We start from the raw sequence: 13,981 nt of genomic DNA, 5'->3' as shown, positions 1-13,981 counted from the left end.
ATGCGCCGCGGTGAACCCATCGGCGCGCCCATCGCCCCGCGCAGGCCGTTCTTAACGCGCGGCTTCGATGCGGGTGATGAAGTACCCGGTGGTTCGCCGCTCCACCCGAAAGCGCACCTTGTCGCCGGGCTGGAAGGGGGCCAGCATGCTGGCGTCGTTCACGCGGAACACCATGGTCATGGGCGGCATGCCCAGGTTCCTGATCTCGCCGTGGCGCAGGGTGACCTTGAGCGTGCGCAGGTCCCAGCGGGTGATTTCGCCTTCGCTCAGTTCACTCTGGTCTGCCGGTGTGCTGCCGGGGTTGCCTTGCGCGCCCTGTGCGGCAGCGGCTGCGCCCGGGTGGTGGCTGTCGTGCGCGTCCGCCGGGGCCTGCGCCCAAGCGGGGCTGAGTGCACCAGCCAGCAGCAGGGAGGCGGTGCCATAGGCGAGTGGTTTCATGACGAGGCCTTCTGGTTATAGCTTTTGAACACACGGGTGCTGCCATTGCGCGCCACCAGCAGCACATCGTAGGGGTCGCGGCGGTTGCCGTACACCGCGCCGTCCATGCCGGGCGAGCCCACGGGCATGCCGGGTACCGTGAGGCCCAGGGCCTGGGGTTTTTGCTGCAGCAGGGCACGCACATCGCTGGCGGGCACATGGCCTTCGATCAGGTAGCCGCCCACCAGCGCGGTGTGGCACGAGCCCAGCTTTTGCGGCAGGCCCAGGCGCGCGCGCACGGCGTTGTTGCCGGTGTCGTGGATGGTGACGCTGAAGCCGTTGGCCTCCATGTGCGAAATCCAGTCGTGGCAGCAGCCGCAGTTCGGGTCTTTCCAGACCTCGATGGGCGTGGCGGTGGCCGCGCGCACCAGGCGCGGCGCGATGAGGGCCGCGCCCACCAGGGGCAGGGCGGCGAGCAGGTGGCGGCGGCGCAGGCCGCTGTGCGGCGTGGCGGGGGCAGAGAAAGCAGCGGTGTTGTGCATGGTGGATACTTGGAAGACGAATGAATGGAGGGTGGAAGAAGTCAGCGGTTGCGGGGCAGCACGGTGATGGTTCCGGTCATGCCGGCCTCGTAGTGGCCGGGGATCAGGCAGGCAAAGTCAAAGCTGCCGGGGCGGTTGAAATGCCACACGATGTCGCCACGCCGGCCTGCGCCCACATGGGCCATGTGGGGCTCGTCGTGTTCCATGCCGGGAAACTTCTGCATCATCTGCGCATGCTGGGCCAGCTCGGCCTGGGTGCCCAGCACGATCTCGTGCAGCACCTTGCCGCGGTTCTCGGCGCGCAGGCGCACGGTGTCGCCCTCGCGCACTTCGATGTGGCTGGGGGTGAAGCGCATGTCGTCGTTCATGCGCAGCGTGATGGTGCGGCGCACGGCCTTGGCATCGCCCGCAATGCCCCAGTCTTTCTGTTCCCTGGCCACGGGGGCGCTGGCGTTGTGGCGTGGCATGTTTTCATGGCCAAAAGAGCTTGTGGCACTTGCCAGTAATGCGCAAGCAGCGATGAATTGAATGGTTTTCATGGTTCTTTTCTGGTTTCAGCGTGGGTGTCCGTGGGCGACGGGCTGGTGTGCGTGGGGGGGCAGAATGTTTTCCCCGTCATGCCCGCATGGCCGCGCGCACAGGCGCGACCGGGCAGGCCATGGCAGACGCACTTCGGGCGTAGGAGCTCAGGCGATCGGGGGTCTGATGGTGCGCGCCGCTGGCACGCTGGCGAACGGCACGGTGTCCGCAGACCGCACGGCACCGCGCAGCGGCGGAGGCTGCAGTGGCGACGCAGGTGGCGCCAGCATGGCCGAATGGCAGACGTCGCAGCCAGGGCAGGCGGGACTGGCTTCGTGCGGGCTGCATCCGCTGGCGGGTGTGTCGTGGCAGTTGGCCGGGGCTGCGGCCTGGTGGACGCTGCCATGGTCGCCAGGGTTCTGGGCCGGGCTCGCCAGCGCTGGCACCGTGGCGTCCTGCAGCGGCGGTGTGGGCGTGAAGCCGGCGGCCAAGGCGGTGCCCATGAGGCCCCGAAGGACCAGCATGACCACCAAAGCCAGGGACAGGATGCGACGCATGCCTGAATGATAGGCGCCAGCGCCAAAAGGTTCCATGCCGCCCGCCGCTACACCGCCATGTAGCGCCCGGGCCGGTGGTTCATGGCCAGCACCAGGTTCAGGGCCACGGCGCCGGCGATCGACCAGGCCACGCGCACCGGCTCCACCGTCCACAGCGCCAGCAGCACGATGCAGCAGTCCACCGCCATCTGCACCTTGCCCGCGCGCCAGCCGTAGCGGTCCTGCAGGTACAGGGCCGCTATGCCCACGCCGCCCAGGCTGCAGCGGTGGCGGAACAGCACCAGAAAGCCCGTGCCCGTGATCAGGCCACCCGCGATGGCGGCATACAGCGGCTGCAAGTGGGAAAACTGCAAGAACTGCGCCTGCCATTCGGTCAGCACCGACAGCAGCAGCACCGCGGCAAAGGTCTTGAGCGTGAATTCGCGCCCCAGCTTGCGCAGCGCCAGCCAGTAGAACGGCAGGTTGAGCACAAAGAAGATCTTGCCAAAGCCGATGCCCGTGGCGTAGTGCAGCAAGAAGGCCAGCCCCGCCGTGCCCCCCGTCAGTAGCCCGGCGCTGGTGAAAAAAGCCACGCCCACCGAGATCAGCAGCACGCCGGTGAAGACCGCCACCGCATCTTCGGTGGCGCTGTGCGGCACGGTGGCCGGCGGTGTGGCGGGGGCAGCGGGGGCGGTGGTCGAGCGGGTCATGGGGCGGCGTTGGCGTGGCGGGAGTGGATTGGACCATGCAGGGGCCGTGCCTGGCTTGCTTTGCGTCAAGTTCGGGCGGCAAGCGGCGGGCTGGTTTTGCCATCCGATGGATAGCTGCTGGCGCCGGGTGGGCAAGCGCTGGGGCCTGTTTTGCAGGGTTGTCCGACCCTTTGCGCCTCTGGGGTCGGGTGCCTCTGCCCAAAAAACCAGGGTGCTACTTAATTAATAGCTGCTTGTGCATACGCATCAAGTGCTTGCGTGGTATTTTGTTTCAAATTCCATGGTAGCTGGCCGCTATGATTCGCCCATGCTTTTCCACTTGCCCGGATATTCGCTGCCCGAGCGCCTGTGGCGCACCGCGCGGCGCTGGGCGCTGGCCTGGGGGCGCATCGTGTACCTGGGGGCGGTGGTGCTGGTGCTGGTGCTGTCGCCATCCAGCTACAGCCCGTCGGCCCGCCGCACGCTGGCGCGCCAGATCTACCTCGACACGGCGCCCATCCTGCTGGGGTTCACGGTGCTGGCGGCCTTGCTGGCCCTGGTCATCACGCGCATCGTGGTGGTGACGGCGCTCAGCTATGGCCTGTCGCGCTACGCGCTCGAAATGGTGATTCGCGTGCTGGTGCTCGAACTCATCCCGCTCACGGCCACGCTGTTCGTGGCCATGCGCTGCACCATTCCCCACGGCACGCAACTGGCGCTGCTGCGCCAGTCGGGCCATTTCGAGGCCCTGCGTGCCCAGGGGGGCGACCCCATGCGCATGGAGCTGCTGCCGCGCGTGGTGGCCGGTGTGTTTGCCAGCATCACGCTGGCCGCGCTGTCGTGCGTGGTGGCGCTGGTCATGGCCTATATCAGCGTGTATGGCTTCAATCTGGCCGGCCTGCCCGGCTACACGCGCATGTTCGGCCATGTGTTCTCGCCGGCGGTGACGCTGGTGTTTGTCCTGAAAACACTGTTTTCCAGCCTGGCCGTGGCCCTGATCCCCACGGCGGCCGGCATGTACGACGCGGGCGAGGGCGCTGCGCCCGACTCCGAGCTGGGCGGCCTCGCACGCATGTTTGCCGTGCTGCTGCTGATCGAGGTGGGCTCGCTCGTCGGCAACTACTATTGAGTTGGATGGCTTTACCGAACCCCTGCAACGCGCCATGACAGAACCTACCCCTTCCTCACTGCAGCCACCGCCGCCGCTGGTGGAAACGCTGCGCCCCGTGGCCCATCTGCAGCTCAAGGCCACGGCGTTGCTGCTGTTCACGCTGGCGCTCATCGTGGGTTCGGGCCTGTACCTGCTGTATGCGCGCGGCGCCTTCGAGCCCACGCAGACGCTGGTGCTCACGGCCGACGACTCCGAAGGCGTGGTGGTGGGCATGGACATGACGTTCTCGGGCTTTCCGATCGGCCGTGTGCGGCGCATCGAGCTGTCCGACGACGGCAATGCCCGCATCGTCGTGGATGTGCCGCGCAAGGACGCGCACTGGCTGCGCCAGTCGAGCGTGTTCACCCTGGTGCGCGGCGTGGTGGGGGGCACCAATATCCGCGCCTACACTGGCATGCTGGCCGACCCGCTGTTGCCCGACGGCGCCGTGCGGCCCGTGCTGCGCGGCGATGCCACGGCCGAAATCCCCCAGCTCATGGCATCGGCGCGCGAGCTGCTGGGCAACCTCAACGCCCTCACGGCCCAGGACGCCGCCCTGGGCAGCAGCCTCGGGCAGGTGCAGGAACTGGCCGCGCGGCTGAACGGGCCGGGCGGCGCTTTGGGCGTGCTCATGGGCAACGAGGCCGATGCCGGCAAAGTGGTGGCCACGCTGGAGCGCACCAACGCCTTGCTGGCCCGCCTGGACGGCATGGTGGCGCGCGCCGACCGACAGGTCTTTGGCCAGGGCGGCAAGGATGCCCTGGTGCCCGAGGTCCGCGCCACCGTGGTGCAGCTCAACGGCCTGCTGGCCGAAACCCGGGCCAGCCTACGCAAGGTGGATGCGGTGCTGGTCGAGGCGCAGGCCATTGGCGCCAACGCCCGCGAGGCCACCACCGACCTGGGCGCCCTGCGCGCCGAGGTGGAAAGCAATCTGCGCAAGGTGGAAAGCCTGGTCAACGAAATCAACCGCAAATGGCCCTTTGCGCGCAACACGGAGCTGCAACTGCCATGACCATCGCCCCTGCACCGATGAAGGCACTGACCCGCTGGGGCGTGCTGTGCGCGGTTGGGCTGCTGGCGGCCTGTGCCAGCGGCCCGCCCACCCCCGAATGGCAGATGGACGCCCATGGCGCATCGCAAAAGGCCCAGAGCGCCTACCTTGCCGGCGACAACCGGGTGGAACAACTCGAATGGACCCGGGCCCGCGAAGCCCTGGCCCGTACCGGCCGCCTGGATCTGCTGGCCCGGCTGGAGCTGCTGCGCTGCGCCGGGCGCGTGGCCAGCCTGGTGTTCGAGCCCTGCGCCGCGTTTGAAGCACTGCGGCGCGATGCCCCCGCCAGCGAAAAGGCCTACGCCGATTACCTGGCCGGCCAGCTCGCCGCACAGAACGCAGCGCAACTGCCCCCCGCCCAGCGCAGCGTGGCCCAGGCCGGGGCCGGGCTCTCCGGCATCCCGGACCCCTTGTCGCGCCTGGTGGCCGCGGGGGTGCTGCTGAAAACCGGCCGTGCCACACCGGCCACCCTGTCGGTGGCGGTGGAAACCGCATCGGCACAGGGCTGGCGCAGGCCCTTGCTGGCCTGGCTGATGGTGCAGGCCGAGCGCGCCCAGGCCGCAGGCGACACCGGGGCCGCTGCCGCGCTCCAGCGGCGCATCGCCATCGTGGAGCGGGGCGGCAAGCCTGATTGACGGGAGAGCCGTGGGTGGCGAGACCAACCACCAACGCAAAGCCCGGAGACTTCCAGCCCGCCTCAGCTGCCGAACGGATGCTTATTCGAGCAGCCCTGCCGGCAACAACTGATCGAGCTGGCTGGGCAAGTGCGCCATGGAATCGGCCGACTGCACTGCAATGTCGGGCAGCAATCCCAATCCTGCAGCCAAGACCGACAGAACCACCGTGACGGTGAATGCCGCGATGGCACGGGTACCGGATGGAATGGGGTGGCGGTTCATGGCGGTAATCCTCCACAAGGGAAAAGGATCGGAAGGTCTCAACAACCTCCAGCGAGCCTCAATGGCTGGCTGGCTGGCTGGTTGGTGGGATTTCATCAGACCGCACCGGTTCCGTCTGTAAGACAACAGCGAAACTTGCAACTCCTGGCGTGGGATTGTTTTGTTGCATGTTTGGCACATCCCGCAGAGGGCTGACTGGCAGGCCTTGCCTTGCAAGACTGGCATTGGCAGCGCGTGCGGTCTGTGCAAAAGGCACAACCGACGCAGATGCCGCAAGACACGCCCCCGCATGGACAGCATGGATGGGGGGTGGAGGTGGTGACCAATAGAACAAATTGTCACATTTTGAGTGGGTAATGCTTGAATATCCAGTCAGCGTGGTGTGAGCGCGTGTGTTGACGAGCGGCCGGTGGACGAGGTGTGGCTGTGCCTCCCGGTGGGCGACAAAGAGGGCATTTTTGCCACGCTCGATGCGCTGCGCCACAGCACGGCCAACATCCGCCTGGTGCCCGACTTGTTTGCGCTCAGGCTGATCAACCACGGTGTCAGCGAGGTGCTGGGCATTCCGATGCTGGACTTGTCGGCTTCGCCTATCACCGGCAAGGTGCGGTTGATGAAGGCGGTGCAAGACCGGCTGCTGGGCGCGCTGATTTTGCTGCTGATCAGCCCGCTGATGCTGGCGATTGCACTGGCCATCAAGCTCACATCGCACGGGCCGGTGCTGTACCGGCAGCTGCGCCACGGCTGGAACGGCGAGGGGATCTGGGTCTACAAGTTTCGCAGCATGGTGGTGCACCAGGAGCCTGATTTTCAGGTCACCCAGGCCAGGCGCAACGATGCGCGCATCACGCCCCTGGGCGCCTTCCTGCGCCGCACCAGCCTGGACGAGCTGCCGCAGTTCATCAATGTGCTGCAAGGCCGCATGTCCATCGTCGGCCCCCGGCCGCACGCGGTGGCACACAACGAGCATTACAAAGAGCTGGTGCCCGGCTACATGCTGCGCCACAAGGTCAAGCTCGGCATTACGGGCTGGGCGCAGGTCAATGGTTTCAGGGGCGAGACAGACACGCTCGACAAAATGGAAAAGCGCGTGGAATACGACCTGCACTACATCGAGAACGTGTCGCTGTGGCTGGATCTGAAGATCATCGTGGCGACGGTGTTCAAGGGGTTTGTGCACAAGAACGCGTATTAGGCGGGTTCCCCCGTTCGGCTTGAGTGGGCCTGAGGCCGTATCCGCCGCACCACGATTCCCCCGTTCGCCCTGAGTAGGTCGCAGGCCGTATCGAATACAGCAACCGCTCCAGCCCGTAGTGGGTGAGCGTCAGGTTGAAGTCCTGCTTCGTGGCATAGGCGCGTTGCTTCAAGCGGGCGCGGATGGAGGCGGCCAGGTTGCGGCTCATGCTGTCACGCTTTCCAGGTAGGGCCGCATCACATTGGCTACGCGGTTGACCGCGGCGTAGTGCCAGAGCGCATCCATGGTCAGCTTGCGCTGAGCCCAGCCATCGCGCAGCGCCTCCAGCGCCACGTCCAGACCGATCTTGTTGCGGTACTTGAAGCAGTCTGCCACCGTTTTGTTGGCGTTGAACACCGGGACTTGCACACCATCGATTTCGATGGGTTCAACGCCTTCGGAGAGGGCCAGTCCCGACATGCGCACCACACGCAGCGCCGGCTGGTCCAGTCGGGGCGTGGGTGTATGCGGCGGGATCGCCAGCCAGACCTCGAACGGTGCCTGGGTGCCGATACCATGGACGCGCAGCGCCGACAGCAGGCACACAACGCCACGCGGCGCCCGCAGGGCAACTTCGGCCAGAGACCGGTGCTCGCTGAGCGCACGCCCCGGCAGGCTGTAGACGCCGCGGGCCACACGTTCCAGCTTGCCCGCAGCGACCAGTCGGCTGAGCGCAACGGTCGGCAGCGCCTGTACTGTCAGGTCGCGTGCGCGCAGCAGTGGCTGTCGCTCGGCGAGTGCGAGCACGGCGTATTCCATCGTTGAGTTTTCGCCACGAGCCATTCATGCAGTTTGTTGCAAAAGCTAGTCATTTGTCAATAAATAACTAGATAAAAAAACAAACTAAGCCACCGGGCGTGTCCGAATTTTTGTGTAAACGGGCCGGACTTCAGTTGACAGAGATGCGGTCTGCGAACTGAATGGTAAAGCGGGTCAGTGCAGCTTTCCCATCGCGGATAGGCATGGTCCACTTCTGGCTGATGTTGCGCAGGGCCAAATAGAACAGCTTGCTCAGCGCCTCGTCACTTAACGGGGTCAAGCGGCTCCAGTTCCTGTGCCAGGACTGGCCAATGGGCAGGTACTCGGCATCCCACTTGGCCTCGAACTCACCCAGGCGCAGCTCGGCCTCCTCGGCGGTGGCCGATTGGTAGATGCGCCTCAAATCGGTGGCCACCTCTTTCCTGCGTTTCCAAGACACGTAGTTCAGGCTGTGGCGCACCATGTGCACGATGCACAGCTGCACCACCGCCTTGGGGAGCACGGCCTCGATGGCCTCGGGAAAGCCCTTGAGCCCATCGACACAGGCGATGAAGATGCCGATGGCCAGGTACCGGCGCCAAAAAACATTTTTTGGAGGCTACTTTTCAGAGACGACACCCTATTGAGTGCGCGCGAGTGGGGTGGCCATCGGCCATTGCTTTCCGCCAGTTGCTGGGGTGGTGCTCGCCGAAATGCGGACATTGACCACATATACCATTTCATGTATATTTTTAACCATGCCAATGCCTGAAAAACCACTGGAGTGGATCGGCAGCAGCTACAGAGACTTGTTGGCATTGCCTGACGATGTACGGCGCCACTTCGGTTTTGCCTTATCGCTGGCACAGGCTGGCGACAAGCACGACGACGCCAAGGTGCTCAAGGGCTTTGGTGGTGCTGGTGTGCTTGAAGTGGTGGAAGACGACGCCGGTGGCACCTACCGCGCTGTCTACACCGTCAAGTTCGCAGAAGCGGTGTTTGTCCTTCACTGCTTTCAAAAGAAGAGCAAGCGCGGAATCGCCACGCCCAAAGAGGACATGGACATTGTTCACGCAAGGCTCAGAGTGGCCGAAGCGTATGTGAAGGAGTTGCGCAAATGAAAACTCGACTTGTCGATGGTGTTGAAGTGCATCGCGGTTCTGGCAACGTGTTTGCCGATCTCGGCTTGGCTGACGCCGAAAAGCTCAAGATCAAAACCGGACTGGTCGTCGAGATCAGAAAGGCCATGCGCAGTCGTGGCTTGACTCAACAAGAGGCTGCCAAGCTGATGGGCATCACGCAGCCCAAAGTCTCAGACATGATGCGCGGCGACTTCAGCAACCTTTCCGAGCGCAAGCTGATGGACTGCCTCACCCGGCTGGGCTACGACATTGAAATCAAGGTACGGCCTGCCAAGTCTGAAGTCGGGCATCTGATGCTCGCTCCTGCATAAGGGGCTGAGATGCCCGAACCAATCTCCGCCCCCCGGTTGAGTATGGCCGCTTCGGAACAATCAGACGCCCGGATGTGGATCGACGAAATGCTTGCCGCCATGCCGCATCTCTCTGTTGCTGATCTGGCAGAACTTCAGCAAGTCGGATGTTCCCTTGATGGAATGCTTGCTGCGCAGCAGGTTGATGTGAAATGCTCAAGGACGTAGAGCGCCGCATGCGCGTACAAGGCAAAGCTATTGCTGAGACCCTTCGGTAAGGTGTTTGAACCGCTAAACATCGACACCCTGACATCCAGGGATTTGGCGAAGTGGTCAAAGTGGGCGGGTACTGTCGAGCAGAGCATAGAAGCAGCGCGGCAATCTATGGAAGCAGGCTTCATCCTCTTGACGAAGGCTAACCTTGAGCCGTTCATGCAGATCGTGGACAAAGAGGAAGAGCAAAGGAGCTTCCTCAAATACCTCAACAGCCTTCCTTGATCCTGCAATCAAGTGCAAGCCCTACCGGGTTGGCTTTGGGCGGGTGTTTGGGCAGGAGGACAGGCTCCCAAAGAAAAAACCCTAAGTGAATCAATCACTTGGGGTTGTATATGGCGGGAGGGCGTCGTTCACATGACGGGCTGTAGGCCGCGTGGATTCTCGATTTTCTTGATTTGTTTTTCGAAGATACCACCAAAAATACCACCACGTCTCATCTACGGCTTTTCTGCCCTGAGTGAGTAGTTCAAAAAAAGCTTCTTGAGCATCCGGCGATTAGAGTATCTAGAAAAAAACGGTGCTACATGCTGATGACGACCCCTCCCGCGTCGCAGACACGTTGAGGCCGGCAGCCTGGGTCGTGCCCTCAAGGGCCTGATACGCATCCGGTCCCGTACGGTCAGTAAGGACGTCAGGTTCCTCGCTTTGTCTGGGCCCTCGCCAAAGAGTTTCTTAGCAAGGTCTGGCTTTTGCGCTCTAAGCCATCCATTACAAACTGAACACTTGATCTTGTCGGGACACCACCGCATCCCAGCCCACTCCCCGTTTAATGCGCACGCGCAGCGCGTCTGCGGCGTCCGGCACTCCATGCACTATGAAGATACGCCGAGGCGCGCGCCGAAAACCGCCGAGCCAACGCAGCAATTCATTGCTATCGGCATGCGCAGACAGCATGGGCAGCTCCGCAACCTCTGCCCGCACCGAGACCCATTGACCGTGAATCTTCACCTCGCGCGCGCCTTGGAGCAACGTGCGACCTCGCGTGCCCGCCGCCTGGAAGCCAGAGAACAGGATGGTGTTGCGGTGATCTGGCCCAAAGGCGGCGATGTGATGGAGCACTCGTCCGCCAGTGGCCATGCCACTTGCGGAGACGATCACCTTGGGAAAGGGTTGGATGGCGTCGGGAGCCTCGTAGTCGTTGACGTTCTGCGCCAATGGCAGCTTCTTGAATAGTGTCACGAGGTATCGGTAGCGCTCGATGCAGTTGGCCCAGTTCTGGAAGGTAACATTTCACTTTGATGGCGGCTGTGGAATTTTATCTCTCAGTCGAAAGCCGAGACGATCTAAAGACTCGCATTGGGCGTAGTTGAAGGCCAAATAAAACAAGGACTTACGTGGGCCTCCCAGGGTATTCCCGCGAGGCGCATGCACTGGCGCGCGATTTGCAATGAAGACTCGCCCCCGCCCATAAGCGTGCCGCGTTGTCTCTCCATCCCGATGCGGACAGGACAGCGTGGTGCTCACCACAAGTACCTGGAGACATTCGCCATGGAAACCTTCTACGAGGTCATGCGCCGCAAAGGCATTTCGCGCCGCAGCTTTCTCAAATACTGCTCGCTCACGGCCACTTCGCTGGGCTTGGCGCCGTCCTTCGTACCGCAGATCGCGCACGCCATGGAGAACAAGCCGCGCACACCGGTGCTTTGGTTGCATGGCCTGGAATGCACCTGCTGCACCGAGAGCTTCATCCGCAGCGCCCATCCGCTGGCCAAAGACGTTGTGCTGTCCATGATCTCGCTTGATTACGACGACACACTGATGGCCGCCGCAGGCCACCAGGCCGAGGCGATCCTCGAAGAGATCATGACCAAGTACAAGGGCCAGTACATCCTGGCCGTGGAAGGCAACCCGCCGCTCAACGAAGACGGCATGTTCTGCATCCAGTCCGGCAAGCCCTTCGTGGAGAAGCTCAAGCACGTCGCTAAGGACGCCAAGGCCATCATCGCCTGGGGCTCTTGCGCGTCCTGGGGTTGCGTGCAGGCGGCGAAGCCCAATCCGACGCAGGCCACGCCCATCCACAAGGTCATCACCGACAAGCCCATCATCAAGGTGCCTGGCTGCCCGCCCATTCCCGAGGTGATGACGGGCGTGATCACCTACATGCTCACCTTCGACCGCGTGCCCGAGCTCGACCGCCAGGGTCGCCCGAAGATGTTCTACAGCCAGCGCATCCATGACAAGTGCTACCGCCGCCCGCACTTCGATGCCGGCCAGTTCGTCGAGGCCTGGGACGACGATTCCGCGCGCAAGGGTTATTGCCTCTACAAGGTCGGTTGCAAGGGACCCACCACCTACAACGCCTGCTCCACTGTGCAGTGGAACGAGGGAACGAGCTTCCCGATCAAGGCCGGTCACGGCTGCATCGGCTGTTCGGAAGACGGCTTCTGGGACAAGGGCTCGTTCTACGACCGCCTGACCGACATCCATGCCTTCGGCATCGAGGCCAACGCCGACCAGATCGGTGGCACGGCGGCCGGTGTGGTTGGTGCGGCAGTGGCCGCGCATGCGGCGATTTCGGTGGCCAAGCGCGTGCGCGACAACAACAACGCCAGCAAGCCGGAAGACAAGCGCACACCCGCCGACCACTGACTGACCCCACGACGAGAACGAGGAAAAAATGGGTGCTTACGAAACTCAAGGCTTCCGCATGGACAACACCGGTCGGCGCATCGTCGTCGACCCGGTGACGCGGATCGAAGGCCACATGCGCTGCGAGGTGAACCTCGACAGCAACAACGTGATCCGCAATGCGGTCTCCACCGGCACCATGTGGCGCGGTCTGGAGGTGATTTTGAAAGGCCGCGACCCGCGCGACGCCTGGGCGTTCGTCGAGCGCATCTGTGGTGTCTGCACCGGTTGCCACGCGCTCGCGTCGGTGCGCGCGGTGGAAGACGCGCTGGACATCCGCATTCCGCTGAACGCCCACCTCATCCGCGAGATGATGGCCAAGACGCTGCAGGTGCACGACCACGCGGTGCACTTCTACCACCTGCACGCACTCGACTGGGTGGACGTGATCTCGTGCCTGAAGGCGGACCCGAAGAAGACGAGCGACCTGCAGCACATGGTGTCGCCGTCGCATCCGATGTCGTCGCCCGGTTATTTCCGTGATGTGCAGAACCGTTTGAAGAAGTTCGTGGAGAGCGGCCAGCTCGGCCCGTTCGCCAATGGCTACTGGGGTTCAAAGGCGTATGTTTTGCCGCCCGAGGCGAACCTGATGGCGGTGACACACTACCTGGAGGCACTGGACCTGCAGAAGGAATGGGTGAAGGTGCACACCATCTTCGGCGGCAAGAACCCACACCCCAACTACCTGGTGGGCGGCGTGCCGTGCGCGATCAACATCGACGGCGACGGCGCTGCGGGGGCCCCGATCAACATGGAGCGGCTGAATTTCGTGCAGGCCCGCATCCAGGAAATGATCGACTTCAACAACAACGTCTACGTGCCAGACGTGCTGGCCATCGGCACCATCTACAAGCAGGCGGGCTGGCTGTACGGTGGCGGCCTGTCGGCCACCAACGTGGCCGATTACGGTACGTACGAGAAGGTGCCTTACGACCACAGCACGCACCAGTTGCCGGGCGGCGTGATTCTGGATGGCGACTGGAACAAGATTCACGAGATCGACCCGCGCGATCCCGAGCAGGTGCAGGAGTTCGTGACGCACAGTTGGTACAAGTACGGCGACGAGACCAAGGGTCTGCACCCATGGGACGGCGTGACCGAGGCAAACTACAACCCCGAGGGGCCGAACTTCAAGGGCACGCGCACGAAGATCGAGCAGCTCGACGAATCGGCCAAATACTCGTGGATCAAGTCGCCTCGCTGGCGCGGCCACGCGGTGGAAGTGGGCCCGCTGTCGCGCTACATCCTGGGTTATGCGCACGCCACGCAAGGCAACAAGTATTGCCAGCGCGTGAAGCAGCAGGTGGACGAGGCGGCGGCGGCCATCAATAGCGGCATTCCGAAGGCGCTGGGCCTGCCCGAGACCAGGTACACCGCCAAGCAGCTCCTGCCGACCACCATTGGCCGCACGCTGGCGCGCGCACTGGAAAGCCAGTACGCCGCTGAAATGATGATGGACGACTTCAAGCAGATGGTCGACAACATCAAGGGCGGCGACAGTAGCACCGCCAACATCGAGAAGTGGGACCCGAAGACCTGGCCGAAGGAGGCCAAGGGCGTGGGCACGGTGGCTGCACCGCGCGGCATGCTGGGCCACTGGATCCGCATCAAGGACGGCAAGATCGAAAACTACCAGTGCGTGGTGCCCACCACCTGGAACGGCTCGCCGCGCGATCACAAGGGGCAGATCGGTGCCTTCGAGGCCTCGTTGATGAATACGCCAATGGTCAACCCTGAGCAGCCGCTGGAAATTCTGCGCACGCTGCACAGTTTCGACCCCTGCCTGGCCTGCTCCACGCACGTGATGAGCGAAGACGGGCAAGAAATGAGCCGCGTCACGGTGCGGTGAACATCCACCCCAGAACAACGA

Annotated in this window: 18 protein-coding genes and 1 pseudogene; 10 read left to right on the top strand and 9 right to left on the bottom strand. The window is 63.5% G+C overall.

All coding sequences use genetic code 11. The features are described 5' to 3' along the window. Positions 1 to 51: 51 nt before the first annotated feature. The 5 genes from K225_RS0113925 to K225_RS0113905 all read right to left on the bottom strand — a co-directional run bounded on the left by K225_RS0113925 (position 52) and on the right by K225_RS0113905 (position 2,724). Positions 52 to 438, bottom strand: a complete 387-nt coding sequence (locus tag K225_RS0113925) for a copper-binding protein (protein ID WP_026436991.1) — start codon at positions 436 to 438, stop codon at positions 52 to 54. After that, on the bottom strand, positions 435 to 959 hold the full coding sequence (locus tag K225_RS0113920; RefSeq protein WP_081679693.1) for a DUF411 domain-containing protein: 525 nt from the start codon (positions 957 to 959) through the stop codon (positions 435 to 437). The genes K225_RS0113925 and K225_RS0113920 overlap by 4 nt, the downstream gene beginning before the upstream one ends. Before the next feature lie 41 nt (positions 960 to 1,000). Further along, the gene (locus K225_RS0113915; RefSeq protein WP_026436989.1) at positions 1,001 to 1,498 is read right to left on the bottom strand and encodes a plastocyanin/azurin family copper-binding protein; all 498 of its coding nucleotides are present in this window, start codon (positions 1,496 to 1,498) and stop codon (positions 1,001 to 1,003) included. A gap of 147 nt (positions 1,499 to 1,645) precedes the next feature. Beyond that, positions 1,646 to 2,035 (bottom strand): hypothetical protein, encoded by a 390-nt coding sequence (locus K225_RS0113910; RefSeq protein ID WP_026436988.1) that lies wholly within the window; start codon positions 2,033 to 2,035, stop codon positions 1,646 to 1,648. A 47-nt stretch (positions 2,036 to 2,082) separates the two neighbouring features. Further along, positions 2,083 to 2,724 (bottom strand): YitT family protein, encoded by a 642-nt coding sequence (locus K225_RS0113905; protein ID WP_026436987.1) that lies wholly within the window; start codon positions 2,722 to 2,724, stop codon positions 2,083 to 2,085. A gap of 307 nt (positions 2,725 to 3,031) precedes the next feature. Here K225_RS0113905 and K225_RS0113900 point away from each other — a divergent pair, with 307 nt between their 5' ends. Genes K225_RS0113900 through K225_RS0113890 form a run of 3 tightly spaced genes read left to right on the top strand, consistent with a single transcriptional unit; the run spans position 3,032 to position 5,539 of the window. Next, on the top strand, positions 3,032 to 3,832 hold the full coding sequence (locus K225_RS0113900) for an ABC transporter permease (protein WP_026436986.1): 801 nt from the start codon (positions 3,032 to 3,034) through the stop codon (positions 3,830 to 3,832). A gap of 34 nt (positions 3,833 to 3,866) precedes the next feature. Beyond that, positions 3,867 to 4,865 (top strand): MlaD family protein, encoded by a 999-nt coding sequence (locus tag K225_RS0113895; protein ID WP_026436985.1) that lies wholly within the window; start codon positions 3,867 to 3,869, stop codon positions 4,863 to 4,865. Continuing rightward, on the top strand, positions 4,862 to 5,539 hold the full coding sequence (locus K225_RS0113890; protein ID WP_238323237.1) for a hypothetical protein: 678 nt from the start codon (positions 4,862 to 4,864) through the stop codon (positions 5,537 to 5,539). Before K225_RS0113895 ends, K225_RS0113890 begins: the two co-directional genes overlap by 4 nt. A gap of 81 nt (positions 5,540 to 5,620) precedes the next feature. On the opposite strand, the gene K225_RS0113885 is transcribed toward K225_RS0113890, so the two are convergent. Then, positions 5,621 to 5,803: a hypothetical protein gene (locus K225_RS0113885; RefSeq protein ID WP_026436983.1), complete on the bottom strand. Its 183-nt coding sequence runs from the start codon at positions 5,801 to 5,803 to the stop codon at positions 5,621 to 5,623. Between the two features lie 382 nt (positions 5,804 to 6,185). Between K225_RS0113885 and K225_RS20835 the strand changes: the two genes are divergently transcribed. Next, positions 6,186 to 6,998, top strand: a complete 813-nt coding sequence (locus tag K225_RS20835; protein WP_155885279.1) for an undecaprenyl-phosphate glucose phosphotransferase — start codon at positions 6,186 to 6,188, stop codon at positions 6,996 to 6,998. A 204-nt stretch (positions 6,999 to 7,202) separates the two neighbouring features. Here the strand turns inward: K225_RS20835 and K225_RS0113875 are convergent, their stop codons facing one another. After that, positions 7,203 to 7,820 (bottom strand): type IV toxin-antitoxin system AbiEi family antitoxin domain-containing protein, encoded by a 618-nt coding sequence (locus K225_RS0113875; RefSeq protein ID WP_026436982.1) that lies wholly within the window; start codon positions 7,818 to 7,820, stop codon positions 7,203 to 7,205. 106 nt (positions 7,821 to 7,926) lie between these two features. Beyond that, a pseudogene (locus K225_RS0113870) lies at positions 7,927 to 8,352 on the bottom strand (IS256 family transposase); the annotation flags it as partial. A gap of 181 nt (positions 8,353 to 8,533) precedes the next feature. Between K225_RS0113870 and K225_RS0113865 the strand changes: the two are divergent. The 4 genes from K225_RS0113865 to K225_RS0113855 are packed head-to-tail and all read left to right on the top strand — an operon-like array spanning position 8,534 to position 9,705. Beyond that, positions 8,534 to 8,896 (top strand): type II toxin-antitoxin system RelE/ParE family toxin, encoded by a 363-nt coding sequence (locus K225_RS0113865; protein ID WP_026436980.1) that lies wholly within the window; start codon positions 8,534 to 8,536, stop codon positions 8,894 to 8,896. Beyond that, a complete protein-coding gene (locus K225_RS0113860) occupies positions 8,893 to 9,228 on the top strand; it encodes a helix-turn-helix domain-containing protein (RefSeq protein WP_026436979.1) in 336 nt (111 codons plus the stop codon). The genes K225_RS0113865 and K225_RS0113860 overlap by 4 nt, the downstream gene beginning before the upstream one ends. 9 nt (positions 9,229 to 9,237) lie before the next feature. Beyond that, on the top strand, positions 9,238 to 9,435 hold the full coding sequence (locus K225_RS22230; protein WP_155885278.1) for a hypothetical protein: 198 nt from the start codon (positions 9,238 to 9,240) through the stop codon (positions 9,433 to 9,435). Between the two features lie 30 nt (positions 9,436 to 9,465). Beyond that, positions 9,466 to 9,705, top strand: a complete 240-nt coding sequence (locus tag K225_RS0113855; RefSeq protein WP_155885277.1) for a hypothetical protein — start codon at positions 9,466 to 9,468, stop codon at positions 9,703 to 9,705. Positions 9,706 to 10,191: 486 nt separating this feature from the next. Here the strand turns inward: K225_RS0113855 and K225_RS0113850 are convergent, their stop codons facing one another. After that, positions 10,192 to 10,683, bottom strand: a complete 492-nt coding sequence (locus K225_RS0113850) for an MBL fold metallo-hydrolase RNA specificity domain-containing protein (protein WP_081679691.1) — start codon at positions 10,681 to 10,683, stop codon at positions 10,192 to 10,194. A gap of 288 nt (positions 10,684 to 10,971) precedes the next feature. Between K225_RS0113850 and K225_RS0113845 the strand changes: the two genes are divergently transcribed. Together K225_RS0113845 and K225_RS0113840 are read left to right on the top strand one after the other, a co-directional pair. After that, entirely contained in the window at positions 10,972 to 12,072 is a 1,101-nt protein-coding gene (locus tag K225_RS0113845; protein WP_026436976.1) for a hydrogenase small subunit, read from the top strand. Positions 12,073 to 12,100: 28 nt separating this feature from the next. Continuing rightward, a complete protein-coding gene (locus K225_RS0113840) occupies positions 12,101 to 13,960 on the top strand; it encodes a nickel-dependent hydrogenase large subunit (RefSeq protein ID WP_026436975.1) in 1,860 nt (619 codons plus the stop codon). The last annotated feature ends 21 nt before the right edge of the window (positions 13,961 to 13,981 follow it).

It is taken from the genome of Acidovorax sp. JHL-9 (assembly GCF_000426205.1).
Classification (GTDB): domain Bacteria; phylum Pseudomonadota; class Gammaproteobacteria; order Burkholderiales; family Burkholderiaceae_C; genus Acidovorax; species Acidovorax soli.
This window is presented reverse-complemented; position numbering and strand designations above follow the sequence as displayed.